15 protein-coding genes are annotated in these 23,282 nt (G+C 41.6%); 9 read left to right on the forward strand and 6 right to left on the reverse strand.

Annotation, left to right across the window (positions count from 1 at the left end):
• Nucleotides 1-6 precede the first annotated feature (6 nt).
• Together Xsto_RS06655 and Xsto_RS06660 are read left to right on the forward strand one after the other, a co-directional pair.
• Nucleotides 7-1,032 carry a Fic family protein gene (locus tag Xsto_RS06655; protein ID WP_099124472.1) on the forward strand — a complete coding sequence of 342 codons (1,026 nt, stop codon included), beginning with the start codon at nt 7-9 and terminating at the stop codon, nt 1,030-1,032.
• 146 nt (nt 1,033-1,178) lie between these two features.
• Nucleotides 1,179-1,826 carry a CPBP family intramembrane glutamic endopeptidase gene (locus tag Xsto_RS06660; protein ID WP_099124474.1) on the forward strand — a complete coding sequence of 216 codons (648 nt, stop codon included), beginning with the start codon at nt 1,179-1,181 and terminating at the stop codon, nt 1,824-1,826.
• Between the two features lie 69 nt (nt 1,827-1,895).
• Here the strand turns inward: Xsto_RS06660 and Xsto_RS06665 are convergent, their stop codons facing one another.
• The 3 genes from Xsto_RS06665 to Xsto_RS06675 form a co-directional block, all read right to left on the reverse strand.
• Nucleotides 1,896-2,528 (reverse strand): LysE family translocator, encoded by a 633-nt coding sequence (locus tag Xsto_RS06665; protein WP_099124476.1) that lies wholly within the window; start codon nt 2,526-2,528, stop codon nt 1,896-1,898.
• A 66-nt stretch (nt 2,529-2,594) separates the two neighbouring features.
• A complete protein-coding gene (locus Xsto_RS06670; protein WP_099124477.1) occupies nt 2,595-3,530 on the reverse strand; it encodes a LysR family transcriptional regulator in 936 nt (311 codons plus the stop codon).
• Nucleotides 3,531-3,604: 74 nt separating this feature from the next.
• Nucleotides 3,605-4,510, reverse strand: a complete 906-nt coding sequence (locus Xsto_RS06675; protein WP_099110067.1) for a LysR substrate-binding domain-containing protein — start codon at nt 4,508-4,510, stop codon at nt 3,605-3,607.
• A gap of 104 nt (nt 4,511-4,614) precedes the next feature.
• Here Xsto_RS06675 and Xsto_RS06680 point away from each other — a divergent pair, with 104 nt between their 5' ends.
• The 5 genes from Xsto_RS06680 to Xsto_RS06700 all read left to right on the forward strand — a co-directional run bounded on the left by Xsto_RS06680 (nt 4,615) and on the right by Xsto_RS06700 (nt 11,464).
• Nucleotides 4,615-5,700, forward strand: a complete 1,086-nt coding sequence (locus tag Xsto_RS06680; protein ID WP_099124478.1) for a tartrate dehydrogenase — start codon at nt 4,615-4,617, stop codon at nt 5,698-5,700.
• Nucleotides 5,701-6,025: 325 nt separating this feature from the next.
• Nucleotides 6,026-7,639: a BCCT family transporter gene (locus tag Xsto_RS06685; protein WP_099124480.1), complete on the forward strand. Its 1,614-nt coding sequence runs from the start codon at nt 6,026-6,028 to the stop codon at nt 7,637-7,639.
• Between the two features lie 42 nt (nt 7,640-7,681).
• Nucleotides 7,682-8,803: an aromatic ring-hydroxylating oxygenase subunit alpha gene (locus Xsto_RS06690; protein WP_099124482.1), complete on the forward strand. Its 1,122-nt coding sequence runs from the start codon at nt 7,682-7,684 to the stop codon at nt 8,801-8,803.
• A 10-nt stretch (nt 8,804-8,813) separates the two neighbouring features.
• The gene (locus Xsto_RS06695) at nt 8,814-9,779 is read left to right on the forward strand and encodes a PDR/VanB family oxidoreductase (RefSeq protein WP_099124484.1); all 966 of its coding nucleotides are present in this window, start codon (nt 8,814-8,816) and stop codon (nt 9,777-9,779) included.
• A 236-nt stretch (nt 9,780-10,015) separates the two neighbouring features.
• Nucleotides 10,016-11,464: a flavin-containing monooxygenase gene (locus Xsto_RS06700; protein ID WP_099124486.1), complete on the forward strand. Its 1,449-nt coding sequence runs from the start codon at nt 10,016-10,018 to the stop codon at nt 11,462-11,464.
• A gap of 352 nt (nt 11,465-11,816) precedes the next feature.
• On the opposite strand, the gene Xsto_RS06705 is transcribed toward Xsto_RS06700, so the two are convergent.
• From Xsto_RS06705 to Xsto_RS06715, 3 genes are all read right to left on the reverse strand, one after another.
• Nucleotides 11,817-16,772 (reverse strand): DNA repair ATPase, encoded by a 4,956-nt coding sequence (locus tag Xsto_RS06705; RefSeq protein ID WP_099124487.1) that lies wholly within the window; start codon nt 16,770-16,772, stop codon nt 11,817-11,819.
• Between the two features lie 95 nt (nt 16,773-16,867).
• Nucleotides 16,868-19,090 (reverse strand): flotillin family protein, encoded by a 2,223-nt coding sequence (locus Xsto_RS06710; protein ID WP_099124600.1) that lies wholly within the window; start codon nt 19,088-19,090, stop codon nt 16,868-16,870.
• Nucleotides 19,091-19,268: 178 nt separating this feature from the next.
• A complete protein-coding gene (locus Xsto_RS06715) occupies nt 19,269-19,904 on the reverse strand; it encodes an OB-fold-containig protein (protein ID WP_099124489.1) in 636 nt (211 codons plus the stop codon).
• A 466-nt stretch (nt 19,905-20,370) separates the two neighbouring features.
• Between Xsto_RS06715 and asd the strand changes: the two genes are divergently transcribed.
• Together asd and Xsto_RS06725 are read left to right on the forward strand one after the other, a co-directional pair.
• Nucleotides 20,371-21,477, forward strand: coding sequence for an aspartate-semialdehyde dehydrogenase (asd, locus tag Xsto_RS06720; protein WP_099124490.1), 1,107 nt, complete (start codon nt 20,371-20,373; stop codon nt 21,475-21,477).
• 343 nt (nt 21,478-21,820) lie between these two features.
• Complete coding sequence (locus Xsto_RS06725; RefSeq protein WP_099124492.1) at nt 21,821-23,026, forward strand: hypothetical protein; 1,206 nt, start codon at nt 21,821-21,823, stop codon at nt 23,024-23,026.
• Nucleotides 23,027-23,282 lie beyond the last annotated feature (256 nt).

The following is a 23,282-nucleotide window of genomic DNA, read 5'->3' on the forward strand; positions in this document are numbered from 1 at the left end:
ATTAATGTGGCGGCCTACCAACCTCCTTACCGTATCACTCCATCTATACTTAATCGTGTTATAGAAATAGGTGAATTATTGGGGCGCTGGTCAGTACAAAGTGAGATGAATTCTCCTTTGTTACGTAAAGAAAACCGGATTCGCACAATACAAGCATCATTGGCTATTGAGCATAATAGTTTATCGATCGAGCAAGTCACAGCAATTATGAATGGTAAACGTGTATTGGCTCCTGCAAAGGATATTCAGGAAGTACACAATGCCATATTAGCTTATGAGAAATTACCGGATTGGCGTAGTCACCAATTATCTGATTTATTAGCCGCACACCGATTATTGATGATGGGATTAATTGATTTTCCGGGGCAATTACGTGGCAATGATGTTGGTATTTATCGTGAAAATAAACTTATCCATATGGCACCTCCTGCCAGCCAAATATCCCGTTTGATTAACGAATTACTTACATGGTTAAAGCAAACTGATATCCATCCGTTAATTGCCAGTTCTATTTTTCATTATGAGTTTGAATTTATTCATCCATTTGCTGATGGTAATGGCCGCATGGGCCGTTTATGGCAAACGTTGATTTTGAGTGAATGGCGCTCGGAGTTGGCATGGTTGCCGGTTGAAACCATTATTCATTATCAGCAGCAGGCATATTATCAGGTGCTTAGAGAATGTGATAAGACCAGTGATTGCACGGTATTTATTGATTTTATACTGGAAAAATTAGCTGAAGCACTTAAGGAAAGTATTGATACAGAACAGCAGGATACTATCTTAGAGTCGGAAGAAATGTCGGTACAAATGTCGGTACAAATGTCGGAAGAAAATACACAACAACTGAACGCGACTGCGAAAAAAATCCTGTCTATTATTGTCAATCATCCAGCTATAACAATATCTCAACTAGCTGGTGATTTAGGCGTTACTCCTAGAACAATAGAACGAAATATTAAAGTATTGCAGGAATGTGGGTATTTAATTCGGGTTGGTGCGAAAAAAGGGGGATATTGGCGGGTTAGATAAAATTGGTTGATTTTAATTTTAGTTAGATCATTTTTAGATCCCTGTGAATTCGAACAATTAGCCCCAATCCTAATAGGATTTTACGACTATAATTTAGCGAATTTCATGGTATAACATCATCATTTAAACGGAAGTTACCCTAAAGCATGATGCAATACACAGATAGAGTTACCCATTCATTAATTTGCATAGCAGTTTATATCGGCTGGTTTGCCTTGTCTTTCCTGTTGATTTTCTTTCCTAATGCGGTAGAGCTATATCGTGCTAACTTAGCTCTGCCTGTATTATTTATTCTTATCTGGTTACCTTATTCACTCCTTTGCTGGAGTAGTTATCAGAAAAAATTTAACTTAATGCCTCTTGGGAAATTACGATTGGTAGATCTCGTATTACCAGCTTTAGCTGTATTTACATTGATGTGTATACATGGAGTTCTTGGCAGAGAAGAATCTTGGATTTCAAATCTTGCTGATTTATCTGGTATTACTCTTTTTTTATATATAATTTCTATGTGTATAGCAGCACCCATTATCGAAGAGATTGTTTTTCGTGGTTTTTTATTGAATGCAGGAATAGGTTATGGAAAAATAGGAAAAAATATAGCCATTATAATAGCATCATTGCTATTTTCTGCCGCGCATATGCAATATTCATCACCAACTACTTTTATTATGTTATTTGTGTTTTCCGTTATCCTTTGCCATGTAAGGATATATACTCGCTCTCTGATTACACCGATAGTACTACACGCTCTCTACAATACTTTTATCTCTGTTATTTTATTCTATTATTAACTCACCAAAGGGTATGGGGATTACCATACCTTTGTTTTTTTTTACTTTCAACGAATAAATTTGTTAACCTTAAATCTGACTCATTAATAAGTTAATTGCTAAACCAATAAAAATAAGACTTGTTACTTTATTTAAAATAGTTTGTACTGATGAATCATTCTCGATAAATTCATGTAAAAAACCAGACAAGTAAGATATCATCGTAAATGAAATAAAAGCTACGCCGACAAATATCAATCCCAAGTATAATAATTGTAGTGAAACAGGCATTGCTTCTTCATGGTTACTGATAAACTGTGGCAAGAAAGCCAAAAAGAAAATAATTACTTTGGGGTTTGATAAATTCATTATCATCCCTTTTTTAATAAGTTTTCTGCTTTTACTGAAAAATTTAGAATTATCCTTGAGGCAAATAGGATTGGCATTGAAAGCTCCCCATGCCAGATAGGTTAAATAAAGTACTCCGAGCCCTCTAATAATCTCAAAAGCGATAGTATTTTCCCGTATTATTGCAGCAATACCTAATGAAACTAAAGATGTATGTATTATTAACCCGAGACACAATCCAATGGTAATGGATATACCTGTTTTCCGTCCGTTCAGGGCTGATTGGCTTAAGACTAAAATATTATCTGGCCCCGGTAAGAAGCATAAAAATGTTGATATTCCAATAAATGGAATGAGTGTTTCTATTGATGGCATTATATTTTTCCTGGGTTGGCTGGATAGTATATTAATGCCATTAATCTTCTTGTAAATATGATAAATCTACTTGTGGGTATGAATTAATTTCATACCGTATTTTATCGTCCTTTCAAGGTGATTTTTGATTAAAGGTAAGCAAAGTTCTCTGAACCATTTATGTTCCGGGTCTTCATGGTGTTTAGCATGCCAGAGTAAGTAGTATTGTTGTGGCTTGATATCAATAGGTAAGGTTTTTATTTTTAAATCATATCGCTGAGAAAAATCAGCTGCGATATGCAGTGGCATGGTCAGCATTGTGTCCGTTTTTAATACCAACTCAATGGCTGATTGGAAAAAAGGAACTGTTGCGAAAATATGTCGTTTCCGGTTCATTATCGCTAATTGTTGATCAATCGGGCTGTTTTTATCTCCACCGCCACTGATGAGAATATGTCGGCCATTAATATAGTTGCTGATCGTCATATTGTTATTATAATGAGGATGGTCGTTCCTGAATACCACTACAAGCGGGTCTTCCGCCATTAAATTCCCGTATAAATTATCGGGTACTGAATCAGCAATTGTTGCTACTAAATCCACATCCTGCTCAGCTAAGTTATACAGGTTATCCTTATGCCATTGTTTATATTCAATACTGATATTAGGTGCTTCTTTTTCAATATGGCTCAATATAGAAGGTAAAATAGCCTGAGCAACATAATCGCTGGAAGCTAAAGTAAACTTTCTGTTGCAAAGACTTGGTTCCATTAATTCGGGTGAATAAAGATTATTTAACTGTTGAAGTAAGGCCGGAAGTTGTGCTTTCAGTTTTTCTCCTTTTTTCGTCAGGATGAACTGATTGGCTTCCCGCACAATAATTCTGTCATGAAAATCTTCACGTAGCTGATTTAATGTTTTACTCATTGCAGACTGGGTAACATTTAACTGTTTTGCAGACTCGGTCAGGTTAAGTGTTTTCAGTATTGATACCAGCGCAGGGAGCAATTTATAATTATTCAAGGTGTGATTTCCATATATTAAATGGACAATGATTTTATGTAATAAGAGTGTGCTTATCTATGAGAAGTATCACTCTATTCCAAATAATGCTCCTTAAAATAACGCTCTAAAAACTCAACTGTTACTCTGATACGGGCGGACATAGCCAAGCGTGTAACGTAAACCGCCCAGATATTCGCTGATTGGTAATATTCCGGCAGGATATGTACTAACGCCCCTGATTTAATACTTTCTCTAACATCCCAATATGATCGCAGGATAATACCGTGTCCATCCAGACACCATTGGTGAATGATCTCACCGTGATTGGATGACATTGGTCCAGTGACTTTTATTGATTGAACTCCTGTGCTGTTTTGTAGTTTCCAGATCCCGAACGGATGATCCCGCTCTTTGATCACCAGACAGGCATGAGAAGGGAGTTCATTAATTGATTTTGGCACTGAATGACGGGCAAGATAATCCGGTGATGCACAGAGGATCCGGCGGTTAGATGCCAGTTTGCGGGCAATAAGATTGTCATCAATCTCATCACCAATACGAATATCGAGATCAATCCCTTCGGTCGCCAGATCAACAAGACGATCTTCCACATCAAAACGAAGATCGAGCTGTGGATAAGTCTGGATCAATGCTGATAATGCCGGAGCAACGAACTTCCGGCCAAAGCCAAAACTACTGGTAATTCTGATCTTTCCCTGCGGTTCTTGCCGAAGTTCACAGAGCTCATCCATCATCTGGTTAACATCGTTCAGAATATGCTGCGCCCATTCATAAATCCGCTCACCATCTTCTGTGATGGATACCCGACGTGTGGTTCGGTGTAACAGACTGACATTCAATACATTCTCTAATATCGCAATGCGCTTACTGATAAAAGCGGGAGAGGCACCGATCTCTTCCGCAGCGGCGGCAAAACTGGCTCTTTTCGCCACTAAAAGAAAAACGCGTAGATCCTGTAAAAAGGGAAGATTATTCATAGATTGTAAATTATATTTCTACATTTTTAGTATTGAATACAAATCAGTCAATTATAAGATATCCAGAAAGTCAATTCTGTACCCTGATAAATGAGATATACTCGATGAAAAAAACGTTTAAAATTGCAGCAATTCCGGGTGATGGAATTGGTCATGAAGTGCTTCCTGAAGGTATTCGGATTTTGCAGGCGGTGGCTGAAAAATGGGATCTTCATTTATCGTTTGAATATTTTGAATGGGCCAGCTGCGATTATTATCTCAGGCACGGCAAAATGATGCCGGATGACTGGTTTAATCAATTAATGCAATTTGATGCCATTTATTTTGGCGCGGTAGGCTGGCCTGAAACTGTGCCTGATCATATATCACTTTGGGGATCATTACTTAAGTTTCGCCGTGATTTTCAGCAGTATGTTAATTTGCGTCCTGTACGTTTGTTACCGGGAGTGCCTTGCCCGTTAGCGAATAAGAAACCGGAAGATATCGATTTCTATGTCGTCCGAGAAAATACTGAAGGGGAATATTCTGCTATTGGGGGGCGTTTTAATCAAGGAACAGAGCATGAAGTGGTGATTCAGGAGTCGGTTTTTACCCGCCGTGGGGTTGATCGCATTCTGAAATATGCATTTGAATTAGCCCGGAGTCGTCCCCGTAAATTATTAACTTCTGCAACGAAATCCAATGGGTTATCGATAAGTATGCCTTACTGGGATGAGCGCGTTGAAGAGATGGCAAAACAGTACCCTGATATTAAATGGGATAAACAACATATTGATATTCTTTGTGCCCGCTTTGTGTTGAATCCAGAGCGGTTTGATGTTGTTGTCGCTTCCAATTTATTTGGTGATATTCTTTCCGATCTTGGGCCGGCATGTACCGGAACTATTGGAATTTCCCCTTCTGCTAATCTAAATCCGGAAAGGAATTTCCCTTCTTTGTTCGAACCTGTTCACGGCTCTGCACCGGATATTTATGGCAAAAATATTGCTAACCCGATTGCTATGATCTGGGCCGGAGCCATGATGTTACAGTTTTTAGGTGATGGAGATAAACGTTATCAGGGTGCTCATGATGATATCTTAGCGGCGATTGAAGCGGTAATCGCGCAAGGCATTGTGACCCCGGATATGAAAGGAAAGGCATCAACACAGCAGGTGGGAGAAGCCATCGTTGGGCATTTGAATGCTTAAAATTATTCTTTTCTAAAAAAACATTATTTTCTAAAAACCATATTCTTTATTGAGGATATGGTTTTTTATTATCTGATTTCAGACTGATTCTGAACTAACATCACAAAACATTAATTACGATATGTGTTTTATCTATTTACTGTTTGGCTAATTGTTTAAATAGTGTAGCGACACTATATTTTTATTGTTAACAAAAAGAAGCGATAAGTTTTGTTCTTACTTAGTTGCACGTTTTCCTTTTGTCCTGTCCATAACAACGATAGCAGGCAATTTTGTGTATCCATAAAAAATAAGGAGATATACAAAATGGTAAAGCGGAGGTTTTATGCTGAGCAACCCAAAGAAAGATATTCCGTTAGTTGTCATCAGTCTGGTTTGTATTATTGTGATAGCAATAACACTCGGTGCATTTCCTGAAAAAACAAGTGTTATTGCTAATGCAATTTTTAATGGTCTGACTCGTTTGCTTGGGTCAACCATTCAGATTTTAGTGCTTGTCGCTTTGATGTTTGTTCTTTATCTGGCACTGAGTAAATACGGCAATATTCGTCTTGGCGAAGGGAAGCCAAAATATGCTACAGCACCGTGGTTATGCATGTTTATTTGTGCGGGGCTTGGTTCATCGACGTTATATTGGGGGGTGATGGAGTGGGCCTATTACTATAAAACGCCTGGTCTGAATATTGCTCCTCATACGCCTAAGGCTCTGGAATACAGTATCAGTTACTCTTTTTTCCATTGGGGAGTCAGTGCCTGGGCTACTTATGCTTTGGCTTCATTGGTGATGGCTTACCATTTTCATGTCAGAAAAAATAAAGGTCTGAGCCTGTCAGGGATCATTTCTGCCATTATCAAAATCAATCCTCAGGGTTTTTGGGGGCGTTTGGTTGATATGACATTCTTAATTGCGACGGTAGGCGCATTAACGATTTCGTTAGTAGTGACTGCATCGACATTAAGTGGTGGGCTTTCAGTGTTAACCGGCATACCGAACAATTTTATGGTTCAGGCCGGAATCACATTATTAGCCGCATTAATTTTCAGCTTAAGTTCTTATATTGGCATTGATAATGGTATGCGGCGATTAAGCCAGATGGTGGGTTGGGGTGCATTGGGGTTTGCGTTTCTGGTTCTGATGGCAGGGCCGACAGAATTTATCATTAATAATATTATTCATACCATTGGTCTGACGACGCAGAATTTCCTACAAATGAGCTTGTTTACCGACCCTATGGGGGATGGCCAATTTACCCGTAGCTGGACTGTTTTCTATTGGCTGTGGTGGATTTCATATACTCCCGGTGTTGCTATGTTTGTGACGAGGGTCTCTCACGGGCGAAAAATTAAGGAAGTGATTTGGGCATTGTTATTAGGCAGTACGTTTGGCTGTTGGTTTTTCTTTGGGGTTCTGGAAAGTTATGCGATGCACCAATTTATTACCGGAGCCATTAATGTCCCTGAAATATTAAATACGTTAGGTGGTGAAACCGCGGTTCATCAACTATTGAATGCGTTGCCATTCGGCCAGTTTTTCCTTATTGCCTATCTTTGCATTATGATTATTTTTCTGGCCTCACATATGGATGCGGTGGCCTATACGATGGCAGCAACCAGTACCCGTAATTTAAGTGAAGGTCAGGACCCCAGCCGGAATTTACGTCTTTTCTGGTGTGTGGTGATTACACTCATTCCCCTTTCGATTTTGTTTACACAAGCTTCTCTGGAAACAATGAAAACAACGGTAGTGCTGACAGCACTCCCCTTTCTGGTGATCCTATTATTTAAGGTCTATGGTTTTATTCGCTGGATAAAACAAGATTACGCACATATTCCTGCCCATCTTATTGATACTTCTGAACAGCAGGAGAATGTTGTTATTCCGGTGCCGATAAAAGTAAAAAATACTAACAATACCTTCATCCACGACAGCAATAACTAACAAAACAGTCAATGAACGTCATAAGAAGATTAAGGAATTGATATGAGCATCCAACATCCTGATTTCACATTGCCAAGAGATTTTTGTGCAAACCCGACAGAAGCTTATACCATGCCAGCCCGTTTCTATACTTCTCAGAGTGTATTTGATTATGAGAAAGAAGCGATTTTCGCTAAGAGTTGGATCTGTGTTGCACACATCAGCGAGTTGGCTAACCCGAATGATTACATTACGCGCGAAATTATTGGTGAAAACATTGTCATCGTGCGTGGGCGTGACAAAGTATTACGGGCATTTTTTAACGTTTGTCCTCATCGTGGACACCAGTTATTAAAAGGGGAAGGTAAGGCAAAAAATGTGATCACCTGCCCTTATCACGCGTGGGCCTTTAAACTTGATGGCACCTTAGCACACGCGCGTAATTGCGAAAATGTGGCCAATTTTGATAAAGAATTAGCGACTCTGACTCCTGTTAAACTGGAGGAATACGCTGGTTTTGTCTTTATTAATATGGATGTAAATGCCGGTACAGTTGAACAACAGTTGCCGGGATTAGGAGCCAAAGTATCGGAAGCCTGCCCTGAAGTTTACGATTTAAAACTGGCTGCCCGTTTCACGACATCAACTCCTGCTAACTGGAAAAGTATTGTTGATAACTATCTGGAATGTTATCACTGTGCTCCGGCCCATCCGGGTTTTTCTACTTCTGTTCAGGTTGATCGCTACTGGCATACTATGCGTGATAACTGGTCATTGCAATTTGGTTATGCTGTTCCCTCAGAGCAATCTTTCAAATTTGAAGGTGAATCTTCATTCCATGGTTTTTGGTTATGGCCTTGTACTATGTACAACGTTACGCCCATTAAAGGCATGATGACGGTTATTTATGAATTTCCGGTTGATGCGGAAACAACGCTACAACACTACGATATTTACTTTACCAATGAGGACCTGACGCAGGAGCAAAACGATTTGATCGAATGGTATCGCGATGTTTTTCGCCCGGAAGATCTTCGTTTGGTTGAAAGCGTACAAAAAGGGCTGAAATCCCGTGGCTATCGTGGTCAGGGGCGCATCATGGCAGATAGCACAGGAAGTGGGATGAGTGAGCATGGTATCGCTTATTTCCATAATCTTATTGCGCAAATCTACCATGAAGAATGAGGTGTAGTTTATGGCTAGTTATCAAATGGTTGGTGTCATTGTCAGTGATATTGAAACAATAACGCCAACCATTAAGCGTTTCACGTTAATACCTGATCAAAATACGCATTTACCCTCGTTTACTGCTGGCAGTCATATTTTTGTTCAAATGCAGGATGGTAGCAGTAATTATAGTAATGCCTATTCGTTGCTCAATTCTCCTTTTGATGAACAACGTTATCAAATTGCAATTAAGCGGGAAGCGCGTTCACGCGGTGGTTCGGCATTTATGCATGAAAAAGTCACTATTGGGGATAAACTCTTTGTTTCTGAGCCTAATAATTTATTCTCAATCGTGCCTGAAGCCAAAAAACATATCTTAATTGCGGGTGGAATCGGGATCACGCCATTTATGTCTCACCTGCATCAGCTGGAACAGCAAAATGCAGATTATGAACTTCATTATTGTTACCGGAATGCCAATGAAAACGCATTCTGGCAGGAATTAATGACATCAGAATTTAAAGATAAAGTTGTTTGCCATGTTTCATCTGAAGGTTCCCGTATTGAGCTGGAGACTTTCATCGCTCAATTGCCTGAAGGAAGCCACATTTATACATGCGGTTCAAATTCATTGAGTGAAGGTGTAAAACAAGCGGCACAAAAAGCCGGATTTCCCCAATATCAGTTACATTTTGAGCAGTTTGCGGTTGAAGATAAAACCGGGGATGCTTTTACCCTTGTGCTTGCCAGATCAGGAATTGAACTGGAGGTCGATAGTGAATCGACAATTCTGCAAGTTATTGAAAGAAATAACGCCGCAGTGGTTGAAAGTTTATGCCGAGAAGGGATCTGCGGAACTTGTGAAACGGCGATTTTAGAAGGTGAGGCTGATCATCGTGATCACTATTTTAGTGATGAAGAAAGAGAGAGCCAGACATCTTTGCTGATTTGCTGTTCCAGAGCGAAAGGTAAACGGCTAGTGATTGATTTATAATGAAAGTCTTTCCTAGGGCTACGCGGAATATTCAGTAGCTCTATACTCCACATTGTTGCTGACCGCGCTGGCTTATTTTTATCACCATCATTGCTGTACAAATTCTATCCCTCCCCCGGCCTCGATTAATGTTAGTCCCCCCTCATAAATACAAATGGTTGTTTTATTGAATAAAAAATAACATGTTGCGATGGTGGGAAAATGTCCTCGTCAGAAAATACCTTATAGGGGGGAATATGAATAATCATTACGATGTTTTGATTATGGGGGCTGGTGTTTCTGGTATCGGTATGGCATGCCATCTAGCCAGAGAATGCCCTGATAAGAAAGTGTGGATATTAGAGCGTCGTCGTGCAATTGGTGGAACATGGGATTTATTCCGTTATCCGGGTATTCGTACTGATTCGGATATGATGAGTTATGGCTATAAATTTAGTCCCTGGACAGAAACCAGTATTTTTGCTGATGGGCCTTCAATCAAACGTTATCTCCGTTCAGCGATGGAGGAGTATAAAATTGATAAAAAAATTCAGTTTGGGATAAAAATAATCCTCATTAATTGGTCAAATAAAAGCCGTCAATGGGAGATTACAGCAATTGATGAGGCCAGCGGTGAAACCCGGCAGTTTACCTGCAATTTTCTGATCGGTGCGACAGGTTACTTTAACCATGATGAGCCTCATTCCCCCAAACTTCCCGGACTTGAAGATTTCAAGGGCCCGGTGGTTCATCCGCAACATTGGCCTGAGACTTTAGATTACAAACGGAAACGGGTTGTTGTGATTGGAAGTGGTGCGACAGCGGTAACTTTATTGCCGGCAATGGCTAATGATACAGAACATATTACTATGCTACAGCGTTCTCCCAGTTATATTTTTTCAATACCGGGCAGGGATAAATTCGCTGAATTTTTTAAAGGCATTATTCCTCAGCGTTGGATTTATGCCCTGAGCAGAGAGCGTAATATATTATTTTTCAGTTACCTGTATAAGATAAGCCGATATTTTCCCAATATGTTGAGAGCATTTTTGCTGGGACTAGCCCAAAGGAAAGTTGGCCCTGACTTTGACATGAAAAATCTTACGCCTGAGTACATGCCGTGGGATGAACGATTGTGTTTTGTGCCCGACAGTAATTTTTTTAAGATAATAAGAGAAGGAAAAGCATCGATTGTTACTGATCATATTAAGAATATTACTGAGAATGGCATTTTGTTGCAGTCTGGTAAGGAGTTACCGGCAGATATCATCGTAACAGCGACAGGTTTACAATTACAGCTTATGGGGGGGATTGGGCTTTCCATTGATGGGCAACCGATAGATCCTAGTAACATTATGTTTTATAAGGGAACATTGATTCGGGATATTCCTAATTTTGCTTACCTGTTTGGGTACATTAATAATGCCTGGACATTAAAAATTGATCTTTCAGCGGATTATATATGTCGTCTGTTCCATGAAATGGATCGTCGTCAGGCTATGGTTGTGACTCCACATGCGCAGCCGGATGAGATTGTGGTGGATGAGAATATTTTCGGGGCGCTGAAATCCAGTTATGTAAAACGAAGCGGTGATGCTCTTCCCCGTCAGGGACGCAGCGAAAACTGGCGTGTGTCACATGATTATCAAAAAGATAAACAGGTTTTACGTCAACCAGTAGATGATCCGGCTTTGGAGTGGACATAATTATCAACAGTCCGTTATCGTAACGGACTGTCATCTGCGGGTAATCAGGTTAAGCAGTGAGGTTAGCCCTATCAGGATATAAAGGCGTTGTTTAAACCATATAGCCATCATTATCTACCTCCGTTTAAAATGCCTATACACTTCGTCTTTCAAGTTACCTCTTTGTTGGCTGCACTCGCTCACTCCAGTCACCGTTTTTATAAACATACGGTTATCTATGCTCCTGAGGATTGATGAAAGGCTCCTGCCTTTCACCGAAGGCAGCCTTTGGCTGGGTAAATTCGTTCCCGACGAATTTGTTACTCCCTTGCCGCCGCGACGTATCTTGAAATTCATTGTGTATAAATTCTTTTTAGTTATGCCCTAATGCCTGAACACTCTCAACCAAATCAGCAAGCTGAGCTACAACCCGATCGCCTACATCGGCGTTATCGCCACCCAATGCTTTATTGCGCATAAAATCACGCTTTATCTGCTGCCAGCGCAGTTCTTCTTCTGGTGTCAGGGTGCCACGAAGTTCGGCCAGTTTAAGTAAGTTTTCTTCTGCTCCACTGGTCAGTAGTTGTGCTTCTCCCAGATAGTGATCATCCAGAATGCGCTGTATTTCAGCTTCATTCATGACCGCAGAAACTTTTTCACTGAGTTTATTCATATTGCGGTAACTGCCCTGTAGTTTGAACGGTGGTTCTGTCCGGTATTTGTCTGACTGGGCGGCACTGGCAATATATTGCTGGTTAACTTTGAAAACGACACTTCTCATGATTAACAGCCGTTCAAGGATTGCGACGATTTCAGTAATTTCAGCATCACTATATGGGTAACTTAAGGCATTGCCGGAGAAGGACTTGCCCATTGCTTTATCGATAAACAGGTAAAGATCGTTCATATCGCGTAATGCCAGCGGAGCCAATACCGGATTTGAAGTCAGGCTGTTTTCGATATAGCTCAGCGTGAAGGCTTCTTCCATACCTCCCAGTACTTCACCGAGGTTATAAATATCGGCACGGTTTGCCAGCATATCAGGGATTTTGAATAGCTCACCGGATTCGGTATAGGGGTTACCGGACATAACGACGCAGAATTTTTTACCGCGCATATCGTAAGTTTTGGTTTTGCCTTTCCAGACACCTTCTATACGCCGTGTTCCGTCGCACAGAGAAATAAATTTTTGCAGAAATTCAGGATTGGTATGCTGAATATCATCAATATACAGCATCACGTTATTGCCCATTTCCAGTGCCAGATTCAGCTTTTCCAGCTCCTGACGGGCTGTCGCATTCGGTGCCTGAGCCGGATCGAGTGATAGTACATCATGCCCTAATGCCGGAGCGTTAATCTTCATGAAGATCAGGCCAAGACGGTTAGCGATATATTCCATTAGGGTGGTTTTACCGTAGCCCGGTGGGGAGATCATCAACAACATTCCCATCAGATCTGTTCTTTTACCTTCTCCGACAGCTCCAATTTGTTTGGCAAGATTATCGCCGATTAATGGCAGATAAACATCGTTGATCAGTTTATTGCGGACAAATGAACTCAGTGGTCGAGCCTTGAATTCATGCAGCTTTAGGGATTGGCGCTGCTGATTCAGGACACCCTGACGTAATTCCTGATAATGATGATAAGCGGGGATAAATACCTTGCGCTGTTTTCTCATGCGGCCGAAATAGTCATCAAGGCTGAGCGTCAGCGTCTGGTTAATGATGGAAGGATGTTCGCCAATTAAATTGGTGACAGTAAAGTGCAGATCGACTTCACTGAAGCGCACGTTAAGTGATTTATCCAGTACGGTCAGGGCGACAGCTTCCGAAATATAATCTTTTAGTGGTGCAAATTCAGCTAAGGAGCAAAGCCCGTTCAGCCAGTTCTCCACCAGCGTCCAGCGTTGAGCAAAGCGCTGGCCGAGATTCTGCTGTGAGTGAATGAAATCACCCCACATATGCGCTTTTTCCAGCGCAGATTGCAGGCCTTCCAGCAAGGTTCGGGCATATTTACTGAAAGTAAATTCTACTGTCATGCGACTCAGCGCCAGACACAAATATTCTGCGGCCTGTGTTTGTTGATAGGGTTCACACCTGATTGGATGGCGTTCACGGAACAGGCTTATTTCTGCTTCTATTTCGGCTTCCAGATCCCGTAAACCGGCATCATTACGGAACAGTTGATAAATATTGGTGCAGGTGCGAGCGCGTTCCGGCCACAAAGATGGCTGTTTTTCTTGCTGAACTTGCTCCCAGAACAGAACAGCAATCGCTCTGGCATGGGGATTGAAACGAAGAAGATCGGCACTTTCCCCTACAGGAATGAGTTTGCGCAGAATGGCGATGGCATCATGATCATGAATCCCTTTTTCATACCCTTCTTTATAACGGGGAGCGGCAAAATCACGCACGGTTTTTTCCAGCATATCCGGCTGGCTAATCAGGGATTTTAGCCCATCCAGTGTTAATCCGGCCTGCTCTTTGCTGGCTGAGTAGATAAGTGAATAAGCAAGGTATTCTGCCCGATAGACTGAGGGGGATTCAGATTCAAGGGAAATCGCCCAGTAGGGTTTCAACGATTCAAGTTCCGGGCTGTTTATCGGCTCCTGATAATCTGTACCGGTTAAATGCAGATATAATTTGTCGCCTCGGGGCAGGATGGTCAGATCCAGTTCTTGTGTATTCACACTGAAACGATGACGAGGCCCAAGTTTGATAATATTGCCGCCATCTTCGTAGATATCCTTTTTATCCCGCAGGCTGCGGATCGCCTGATCGCGTGCGGCCCTGAATTTGGCATCAATATCATCCGCTTTAACACTGTCTTTCAGATCACGCAGACGCCCGATAATTTCACGGGCTTTCAGCGACAGGGTATCAGCAGCAAAGAAGGCGTTCAGTTCATCAAGAGAAGAAAATTTGGCTGTTCTGCGATTGATGCTGTCCAGTAAGCGTTCTGCTGCAACCTGTAAATTCTGAGCTTTGCGCTGACGCTCATCCAGCAGTGATTGTTTGTGCGTTTCAAATGTTTCCAGCAACTCTTCGCGTTTATCCAGAATGTCATTCAGGAATTCATCGTGGTCACTGAACTGGCTTTCAAGTTCTTCCAGCTGAACTAACAGGCGTGAGAGTTGTTCTTCACAACGTTCGGGGTCAGTGGAAAGTGTCAGGGCGTTGGTGATCCCCTGACTGAACAATTTAAATTGAGCACTAAATTGTGCGACGGATTCAACAGCGCCTTTTTCTTTGCGGCGCTGTTGCAGTCTGGCTTTGGCCTGATTCAGCAGGGCGTAAATTTCAGAAATGGATTCAATAATATGCGTTTGCTGGGTTGTATCTTCAAATTTCAGTGAAGCCATCAGGTTTGACAGCATATCCAGATCGGCTGACATTTTCTCCATGCCCGCCAATGGTTCTGTCAATTGGGCGCTGTTAGCCGCTTCTTGTATTTGCTTATCCAGTATTTGTAACTGTTGATTGAAAGGCTGTAATGCTTTGTTGCTGGCGAGGAAATCTGCGGTTGCCAGTGAAATACGTTGTTGACTGTCAGCCAGCTGTGCTTCCATTTCATCAAGGCGGACGAGGTCAATATAACGGTGGTCACGCAGGGTAATTAAGTGACCACGCTGGATACTCAGGTTGTTTAAGGCATCAATATATTGCTGAGTTTCAGTCCAGCTTTCCGGCAGCATGGCAATCATCAGCTCTTTTTGATGCGATGTGGCCTCATTCATCGCCCGGACGGATTGACGACGAATACTTTCGACTTTTTCGTATTCATCCAATACGCGTTCGCCGGTATTGGCGATCTCTTTGAGAAGTGCTGCAATATGCAGGCTCTGTTCGTCACTTAGCCAATAGTAGATATCCACCAGACGGCGGGTATCCTGACAAAGTTTTTCATAAAGCTGAGAAGAGATCTGCTGTTGTTCAATTTCCTTAGCTATATGGTAAAGATCGGAAATTCCCCGCACCAGTTCAGCATTACCGATACGTCCCAGAAAGCTGTTTTTTGCCGGTTGGCGGGCGGCATATTCGTCAGAATAGAAAGGGGTTTGCCAGATTTGCATCGGATGGATGCGTGTTGGCTCATCTGACTGGCCTTCGAACAGTACCATCTGACCATCTTCCAGCATGGCATAACCGTGCCCGAACAGCGGGTTTTGTAGCTTACGTTCGATCAGGTTGTAATTGAACAGTGCCAGCCGACCGAGTTTTGGCTCATAGAAGATATACATAACATCTTCGCCATTCGGGGAGCGGCGAACCCGCCTGAAACGCATTCCGTCCATGGGCTGATCAAAGGTTTTGTACTCGCCGTTTTGCAGATAATAGCCACCGGGGAAAATAATACCGTGATCTTCCGGTAGCTGAATACAAGCTAATCCAATGGCATCAATGCGTTGTACCGTCTGAGTCAGCGTGTTGTAAACCAGATAACGCCATGTATCCTCACGATAAGGCAGAATTTTCAGCAAAACCAGACTGCCTGTCTGAGCATATTCGATCTGCGCATCATCCAGTGATTGGGTTTTATCCAACACCGCTTCCCGATAAATACCCAACCCATCTTCGGTATTGTTTTCACATTTGATGGTCAGATCGCCACCAATCGTTTCCACAAATACTGTATCGAGAATGTTCATATGTGGATAGCGACCATGAACGGTATTTTCCCGTGTTGTTCGCTGCCATTCAAAATCATAGGCCGGAGGCAGGGCAATATCACGTTCACCGCGATTATCGATATACCTGATTTCGGTTTTATCGCTGGAGATTGCCCAGCGGAATACGCGGATATCGGTGATACGCTCACCAATCTGGAAACTGGCAAGGAGTTTGCCATCCCGCTCAACCAGTTCCAGTAATTGGGTGTTTTTATAGTAGGTATAGAGTTCGTGGAAATCCTGCACAAAGCTGGTGATGTTAAGAAACGTGCCCGATAACGGGACGGATTCAACATCATATTCATCATTTTCTTTTTTTAGTTTGTACAGGGAGAAAACATCTTCGACCCGCGTTTCTTTTTTCAAGCCAAGGAAAACATTGTAGCCAAACAGTAGCCAGTCACCGACGCGGACAATATCCCTAGCAACGCAGTTATTTTCTGTGCGGATACGGATACGACCAATAATATCTGTCTGATTTTTGCCAAATTCTTCCAGACGGCGGCTATTCAGCAGGCTGACTTTTTCGTGTAGCTGCTGGCCTTGTTCAGACAGACGATTGCGTAAGATATCATAGGCTCCACCTTCAGCGACGGCGTTATCCAACAATTCCTGTTCGCGGGTGTTTACTTGATTATCATTCAGTTGGCTATCTGACATGGCGTAAGTGTTTCCTTGCTTTATGAGATTAATTCGGGTTTCAGGGCATGTGAATTGCCCACCGGCACGGTTGCCGTGGCGGTGGGTATGACTGATTACTCTTCGGAATTATCTTTATTCGGGCTTTTTGGCGTCTGATCTTTTTGATTGCCACTGAACATATTGACCAGAGACTGGACTTCCGGATTTTGTAGCAGGGCGTTGAAATCCAGTTTTTTCTCACCGACTTCTTTTTCCACAAATTTTTCTACAATGCCTTTATCGCCTTTACCCGTCAGCAGCTTATCAACGGCTGATTTGACTAATGGGCTTTTGTCCACCACGCCATTAATGGCTTTGCCGACAGTAAGCGCTTTGGAGAAGGTATTGAAGAAACTACCGTCGCCACCCACGATATCAATGTTGGTTTTGCTGAGTGCCGCTGCCAGAACTTCTGCCTGCTCTTTGGCGATCTCTTTATTAGCGGCAATGGCAGACATGGCCTGCTCAAAGTCTTTCTCAAGACGCATACGGAATTCTTCGTGATCACGGGCAGTATCGTTAAGGTTGCCCATGGCAGTGAATTTATCGGTCAGACCATCAGCTTCTGCTTTCAGGCGCTGGCGGATAACTTCAGCCTGTGCTGTACCCAGCTGGCCTTCACCGCGAGCCTGTGCTGTCAGTTTTTCTTCCAGTACTTTGGCATCCACCAGACCCAGTTTTTCTTTGGCGTGAGCTTGCTGCTCGTCACCACGAGCCTGAGCTGACAGTTTCTCTTCCAGAACTTTAGCTTCTGCCAGCCCTTGTTTTTCAGAGGCATCAGCCTGAGCTTCCATGACCCGCGCTTCAGCCAGACCTTTTTCCTGTGTACCACGAGCTTCTGCCAGTAATTTCTCGGCAATGATATTGGCCTGAACCAGACCTTCTTTCTCTTCTGCTTCAGCTTTAGCCTGACGAATACGGGCTTCAGCCAGACCCAGAGCCGCTTCTTCCGCTTCAATACCTTCAGCCATCCGTTTTTTCGCTTCAGACTGTTTAGCGGCGGCTTCGAGTTCTGCCTGTGCCATTGTGCTGATTTCCAGTGCTTTGTATTTTGCACTGTTCTCATCCGCTTCGGCCTGTTTCACCTGCCGAACCAGCTCCTGCTCTGCCTTGGCCTGAGCATCAATAATGGTGATTTGTTTCTTGCGATCAGCCTCAGAAATCATGCGGACTTCTTTAATACGCTCTTCTTCCTGCGCAACGGTTTTTTCTACTGCGACACGTTCACGAATGACGTTGGAGATATTTTTGCGCTCTTCTTCCAGTGCTTTCTCTTTTTCGATGCGCTGGAGTTCGACTTCACGCTCGCGGGAGACAATTTCCAGCTCTTGCGCGCGAGTGACCTTTTCCATCTCAATGATTACGGCCCGTTCGCGGTTTTGTTGCGCCACCTCCACTTCACGCAGGCGGTTCTCTTCGCGAATTTCAATTTCCTGTTGGGTCTGAATACGGGCCTGCTCTGCTTTCAGACGCTCTTCTTCTTTGACTTTCAGGGTTTCGGCTGTTTCACGGGCACGAATGCTTTCAATTTCACGTTTCTGGCGGGCTTCTGCATCAGCCTGTTGGCGCTCTAAAGCAAGGCTGGCTTCGCGGGTTTCCACGTTTTTCTTCTGGATAGCCAGTTCCTGATCCCGCTCTTTCTGGTTGGTTTCAATATTATGAATTGCCGTAATTTCAGTGATCTTACGGATACCTTCGGCATCGAAAATATTGTTCGGGTCCAGCGAATTTTTCGGCGTTTGTTCCAGATAATCGATGGCAACGTCTTCCAGAGCATAACCATTTAAATCTTTGCCGATCACATCAACAATACGGTCGCGGAAGTTCTGGCGGTCTTCAAACAGTTTTGATAGTTCGAATTGTTTACCAACCGTTTTCAGGGCTTCTGAGAATTTTGCGCTAAACAGGGCGTTGACTGCGTTATGGTCAGATGCGCGCTCAACACCGATAGATTTTGCCACTTTCAGGACATCTTCCGTGGTTTCATTGACGCGCAGATAGAAAGCAACCGTAATGTCTGCACGCAGGTTATCTTTACAGATCAGGCCATCTTTACCCCGACGATCCACTTCCAGCGTCAGCAGGGAGATGCGCATAAATTCTTTCTTATAAATAACGGGATAGACCAGTGCACCGGTGAAATGCACTTTGGGCTGAGCTGACATATCGTTAACGATCAGGGCGGTTCCCTGTGGGACTTTGATATAAAACGCTTTGAAAAGCCCAAAGAAACCCAGAATGACGATAATAATTGTCGCAATAATTATCAGGAAAGGCATGAAATCAGCCAAGTTAATATCTGACATGTGTATGTGTTTCTCCATTTTGTTTTAGGGCAAACATTGTCGAGCAAACCTGTTCGGGGTTAACGTAATTCCCCGGAGTTTAAGCTGCTATTCATCCATGACCGGAATGTAGAGTGAGGCATGTCAGATAGCAAAATTTATGGTACTGGGTTTAGTAACAAGAACGTTGTCACAATCTGAATTCATCTTCACTGACGACGGTATAACTGTTCGTTGTGGCGTCGTAGCTAATAAGGACGACACGATCCCCGCGGGCAATGCCATCACTTTCTGGCGCACGAATCTGCAAGATAAGGCTGGCACCATTGTTATTCATCAGTGCTTCGCCCCGTTGTTCGGTGACTATGGGAGAACGGACTTCAGCGATTTTCCCGATTAAATTATCAACACTGTTGGAACGATTAAGTTTGGCGAGTTTCGGTTGTAACGGGCGCAGGAGCATGGTTGTCAGTAATAGGGCAATAAAACCAACGATAAACAGCGCCACTGTACCAAGTAAGTAACGGATTAAATCAGTTTCAATGAAACGCAGCATTAAATGTTCGCTGAAATAGCCCAGCGGCCAGCCGATCAGAGTAATCAGAGTGATAATAATGGTGACGGGAATTCCGCTCAGGCCAAGTTTTGTTAACCATCCAGCCAGAACAGAAGCATCAGAGGTATCGAAACTATCTACATCGATATTAAGAATATCAATGTCTAATAAGCCAAAAGCAGCACAAATCCAATAAAATAAAACAATAAGTAATAGCCCGCTGAAAATAACCACCGGGAAAGCTAAGCAGTTTTGTAAAAAAAGCTCCATTGGAATGCTATCTCTGGATGATAATAATTTTTAATAATACTCAATTAAATCAGTTTTCAAAATAACTGAATAGAGGAAGAGATGGTTTTTTTCAATCTTATTGTAATAATTGAAAATTGTTATTTATTTATATTTTTATAGTGAAGGATAAAATAATTTATTTTCTTGATTGGTTGTTATTCTGTATGGAAATAAAAATAAGTGTAAGGGTATTTAAGATGTAAATTCAGAACGGAATATCATTTGATATAATTAATAATATAAATTATAAGTTAATTAATCATTTTTCGATAGCTAATTATACTGGCTGAAAAAGAACTAAGATGAGCTGTAAAAAATGGTGCTTAACATCACAAAACTGTTATCCCTGTAGTGCATAAATTTACTTGCACCTTTTCACATATTTTGTCAGCTTTAGTGGTGTCAGGGGTGCTGACAACGACTTTTTTAAGACAGGGTAAAGATGATGAAAAATGTAGGTTTTATCGGCTGGCGTGGCATGGTTGGTTCAGTATTGATGCAGAGGATGATCGAGGAAGGGGATTTTAATGAGATTAACCCCGTCTTCTTTACCACTTCCCAACACGGGCAAGCAGCGCCGGAATTTACAGGTAAATCAGGTGTATTGCAGGATGCTTTTGATCTTGAAGCACTCAAAGCACTGGATATTATTATCAGCTGTCAGGGGGGAGATTATACCAATAACATTTACCCTAAACTGAGAGCAACGGGCTGGCAAGGGTATTGGATTGATGCAGCTTCTGCACTGCGTATGAATGATGATGCAGTCATTATCCTTGATCCTGTTAACCATCAGCACATTCAGGACAGCCTGAATAAAGGCATTAAAACGTTTGTTGGTGGTAACTGTACTGTCAGCCTGATGTTGATGTCATTGGGTGGTTTGTTTGCTAATAACTTGATTGAGTGGGCGTCAGTTTCAACTTATCAGGCCGCTTCCGGCGGTGGTGCTCGTCATATGCGCGAACTATTGACGCAAATGGGTATGCTGCACAATCAGGTTGCGGATGAACTGCAAAATCCGGCTTCTGCTATTTTGGATATTGAAAAGCGCGTTACAGACTTTACTCGCAGTGGCACGTTGCCGACAGATCAATTTGGCGTTCCGCTGGCGGGAAGTTTGATCCCGTGGATTGATAAGCAGCTGGAAAATGGCCAGAGCCGCGAAGAGTGGAAAGGGCAGGCGGAAACCAACAAGATCCTGAACACAGGTAACGATATTATTCCGGTTGATGGCCTGTGTGTTCGCGTTGGCGCATTGCGCTGCCATAGTCAGTCATTTACCCTGAAGCTGAAACGAAATATTCCGATCCACGAAATTGAGACGTTGCTGGCCTCCCATAATGAGTGGGTTCGCGTTATTCCAAATGATCGTGAGCTGACCATGCGCGAATTAACACCGGCTGCGGTGACAGGGACTCTGAATACACCGGTGGGACGCCTGCGTAAGCTCAATATGGGACCTGAATATCTGTCTGCCTTTACGGTTGGTGATCAGCTGCTGTGGGGAGCGGCGGAGCCATTGCGTAGGATGCTGCGTATATTGTTGTAGAAAATCAGTCTATTACAGAGGTTTCCCGCCAATATGGATAATACCGCTTTAAGTGAGCGGTATTTAAAAATATTGGATGCATGTTTTTTTGAAAAATTTAATTCTTAGTATCTTTCATATACGGGTGATAACTTTTTGTCATTAGATTTTTAAAAGCACTCACTTTATAGTGATTGTGTTAATTAGTTGTACTTATTCATTTTGGACTTATTTTTACCTCTCACTAAATATAGCTAAAAATAGCGAAGGGTTTACTTACTCTTCTCATTGTATCGAGAAGATAATTGTATATATCATTGTTGTTATTATTTTTTATAAAACAAAATACGATAAAGGTGAAAAAATGGATAACTATTCTTTAGATGATGATATTTATGTCCCCTCAATGTATTGGAAATTCGATAATCCGTTTTTAATATTTCCATTAGGTCACAAAGGTGAAGTGTTCACTAAAGTAACAACAACGCTGAAGGATAAAAATGGGACTTCTTTACCAAATAAAAAATTATTCATTATCTCCGACTCTTACAAATTTCCAGATGGAATAATTATATATTACTCCAATCATAAAGATGTTATAGAAATTGAAAAACATAACGGTATTGATGGTTTTTATATTGAATCAGATGATAATGGTGAAATATTATTTTTTATAAATGTTGTTAAGCCCCAAAATCTTATTTTAATATTATCCAGCAGCTTTGCTACGAGTGATTCTTTTTACCAGCAAAATGCATTATTTATTACTAATCAAATAATTACAAACTATCCCGATGATTTTCCTCTTCCAGATATTATAAATTTGCATGGTAGAAACATATACTCCACTGGTGATGGTAAATTTTCATTTAATATAGATATAATGAAAAATACGGATATTGGTAAATTGTGTTACATACTATTTTTTGTTGATGGTAGGTATACCAAAAAATACATTTTTTTTGATAAAGATCAAATAAATGGTAAGTTTGTTTTACCTAGTGGGATTTTTGTAAATAACAGCTTGCAAAACTTTACTTACATTATTTTCGATGAAGAAAATGGAAAGCCTTACCCACACAAATCTCCTCCACTAAAGATTAATTATACCAGAACCCCGAATGGACCATGGCCTGATGTTAGTAGGGTATATAATCCATGTGTAGTTACTAATAGCAATGGAGATGTTGTTGAAGGCAATACTATTACTTATCAGGATATAAATACCGATCCTAATAGTTCAGTTGGTCTATTCATGAAGATTGTTGGAACAGCTGATACGGATAAGAATCCTTCACTTCCTCCAATGGGAGCAACAGTCATCGGTAATGTATATATTACCGCTGCTAATGGTAATTTTAACTGGACAGGTACAGCGGAATTGATGATTAAGCCTGGGGGAATAAATTGGACAACTATCAACATACCTCGTGATTTTCTAGAAAATATACAATCTTTTCCTAATGGCCCTGCAAAAATCTATTTTGACTATCAGGTTGGTTCAGATTCTGATTTGTATATTACTTATGGCCAAATTTGGTCTGGATTTATCGATACAATGAAAAAGTAATTAAGTTATATGTAAAAATATTTTTCTATATCATCATGAACAATGATTATTTTTATATTCATTTAATACATGGTTTCAGCTTTAACGATATGAACAACGTCTGAATTGATGAGATGTTTGAAGGAAAATCTTCATTCATGGAATGATTGTTTACAGTATATGAATTGAAGAAAATGATTTTCTTATTATATGAATGAAAGTTCGATGATAGTTATTATCCCGGATAATAATTAATTATCCGGGATAAAGTTAGCAA

Source organism: Xenorhabdus stockiae (assembly GCF_002632825.1).
Taxonomy (GTDB): domain Bacteria; phylum Pseudomonadota; class Gammaproteobacteria; order Enterobacterales; family Enterobacteriaceae; genus Xenorhabdus; species Xenorhabdus stockiae.